The organism is uncultured Pigmentiphaga sp., from assembly GCF_937950555.1.
Lineage (GTDB): Bacteria > Pseudomonadota > Gammaproteobacteria > Burkholderiales > Burkholderiaceae_B > Pigmentiphaga.
Genome location: NZ_CALFCW010000061.1, coordinates 1 through 2,340, shown reverse-complemented (window position 1 = coordinate 2,340; position 2,340 = coordinate 1). Strand labels below are relative to the sequence as shown.

At 63.3% G+C, this 2,340-nt stretch carries 3 protein-coding genes; all 3 read left to right on the top strand.

The features are described from left to right. The coding region (locus Q0319_RS14245) for an amidohydrolase family protein (RefSeq protein ID WP_299453660.1) at positions 1-413 on the top strand (413 nt) is incomplete at its 5' end. Positions 414-466: 53 nt separating this feature from the next. Then, the gene (locus Q0319_RS14240) at positions 467-1,426 is read left to right on the top strand and encodes a tripartite tricarboxylate transporter substrate binding protein (protein ID WP_299453658.1); all 960 of its coding nucleotides are present in this window, start codon (positions 467-469) and stop codon (positions 1,424-1,426) included. Between the two features lies 1 nt (position 1,427). After that, positions 1,428-2,234 carry an SDR family oxidoreductase gene (locus Q0319_RS14235; protein WP_299453655.1) on the top strand — a complete coding sequence of 269 codons (807 nt, stop codon included), beginning with the start codon at positions 1,428-1,430 and terminating at the stop codon, positions 2,232-2,234. The last annotated feature ends 106 nt before the right edge of the window (positions 2,235-2,340 follow it).

Sequence of the window (2,340 nt, the reverse complement as noted above, 5' to 3'; positions counted from 1 at the left end):
TCGAGGTTTACCTGGAAGGCGAGTTCCTGCCGCCCGTGCTGGCGGTCATCCAGCGCAGCAGGGCGCGTGTAGTCATCGACCATTTCGGCCATCCGCCGGGAGGAGACAGGGCCGCGGACAGCGACGGATTCAAGGCGCTGTTGCGGTCAATCGACGCGGGAAACACCTGGGTCAAGCTGTCGGCGCCGTTTCGCCTGCGCGGCGCATCGGCGGCAATGCTTGCACGGGAACTGATCACGCGCAGGGATGGCGAGCGCGTGGTCTGGGCGACGGACTGGCCGTGGGTGGGTTTCGAGACGGACATTACCTATGGGCAGTGCGTGGCCTGGTTGTTCGAGTGGGCTCCCGACGCGCGCGTACGCAAGCGGATATTGGTGGACAACCCGCGCGAGGCATTCGGATTTGGTCCGTGATTGTCGTTCCCGGCCGTGGCCATTCCATTACTGCACGAAGAGGAGACATGACCATGAAAAGGCACAAGTGGCACAAGTGCGCGGTCGCAGCCATGCTGCTTGCCGCGACGCCGCTCGCTGCGGCAAAAGACGTGATCAATCTCATCATCCCAACCGGTCCGGGCGGTGGCACGGACACTCTGTTCCGTGCCATTGCCCGATATGCCGAGCCGCACTTGGATGCGACCATCGTCGTGCAGAATGTTGGGGGCGCAGGGGGCACGATAGGGGTGGCGCAGCTTACCCGTGCAAAACCGGACGGTCGGACCATGGCAGGCGTTTTTATGGGTCCCCTCACGACCAGCCCGCATACGATCAAGACGAGCTATGGCGTCGACGATTACATTCCGGTCATCTACCTGGACAGCGCACCGTATGTCATGTGCGTGCGCCCGGACTTCCCTGCTGACACCGGCAAGGATTTCCTGGATGTGCTCAAGGCCAGCCCCGGAAAGTACACGTACGGTACGGACGGCGTGGCCGGCCCGGCGCAGCTGGCGACGGAACGCATCTTCCGGTCATTCGGGATCAAGGCGCGCGATATTCCCTATCGCGGTGCGGGGGAAACGATGCCCGCCCTGCTGGGAGGCGTGATCGACATTTACGTCGGATCGGTACCTCCGGCCGTGGCCATGGAAAAAACCGGCAGCGTGAAATGCCTCCTGGCAACCTCCGCCAAGAAAACTGCCGCCCTGCCCAAGGCGACCAGCCTGGGAGATCTCGGCATTCCCGACAAAGAATTGCTGCTTTGGTATGGGCTGATCGTGCCGGCGGGCACTCCTGATGACGCCGTGCGCCGCATCGAGGATGCGTTCGCCAAGGCGGCGAACTCGCCAGAAATGGAAAAATTTTTCGAGACGGCAGGCGTTGAGAAAACTGTCCTGCGCCGCGAGGCTTTCACCCAGCATGTGAAGCGGGAATACGAAGAGCTGGGACAGTTGGTCAAGGAGCTCGGTTTGAAGCAGGACGGTTGAGATGGCGGGCCCCAATCGAGCGCCGCGGGATGGACACTTGTCGCCGCTGCGGGCGATCGTGACCGGTGCCGCGCGCGGCCTGGGGAGGGCGATCGCCTTACGCCTGTTGCGGGACGGCGCGTATGTCGCCGTCTGCGACGTCGACCGGGATGCGCTGCGGTCGTTCGCTGGCGCCGCACCAGGCGTGCAGGTGTTTGCATTGGATGTCGCGGAGCCCGAAAGCGTGGGGGAGATGGTACGGGCAGTGCAGGATCAAGCGGGCGGCGTCGATGTGCTCATCAACAATGCGGCCATTACCGGGCCGTACGGTCCGGTCGAGGAGAACGATCCAGTGCACTGGGCTCGCACCGTAGACGTCAACCTCGTGGGTTATTTTCACTGCATACACCACGTGGTGCCACTGATGAAGCAAGCCGGCTCGGGAAGCATCATCAACATCTCTTCGGTCGCCGGACGCTTGGGCTATCCGCTGCGCACTGCCTATGCATCGTCGAAGTGGGCCATCATCGGGTTGACACAGTCGCTGGCCATGGAGCTTGGGCCATCCGGGATACGAGTCAATGCTGTGTTGCCGGGCATTGTCGACAACGAGCGCCATCGCATGCAGGTGCAGGCACAGGCCGAGCGGCGCGGCATTGAGATCGAAGAAATGAACGCCCGGTACCTGGAGACGATATCCATGCGGCGCAAGGTTACCGAGGAGGACGTGGCGGACCTTGTCGCGTTCCTGGCTTCGCCGCAGGCAAGGAACATCAGCGGCCAATCTCTGGGCGTGTGCGGCAATGTCGAAACGATGCGGCGCCGTTAGCCTTAGGCATAGGGTCCGCGGCGGGCGATGCCCGTGCGCGCCAGCACGCGATAGCGCGACCCGCCCGGAGCGGGTTCGGAGGCCACGAGCGCGTAGCCTTGGTGAC

What these genes read in the sequence shown, in the direction of transcription:
- Q0319_RS14240 (WP_299453658.1), top strand. Translation starts at nt 467, where the DNA reads ATGAAAAGGCACAAGTGGCACAAGTGCGCGGTCGCAGCCATGCTGCTT.
- Q0319_RS14235 (WP_299453655.1), top strand. Translation starts at nt 1,428, where the DNA reads ATGGCGGGCCCCAATCGAGCGCCGCGGGATGGACACTTGTCGCCGCTG.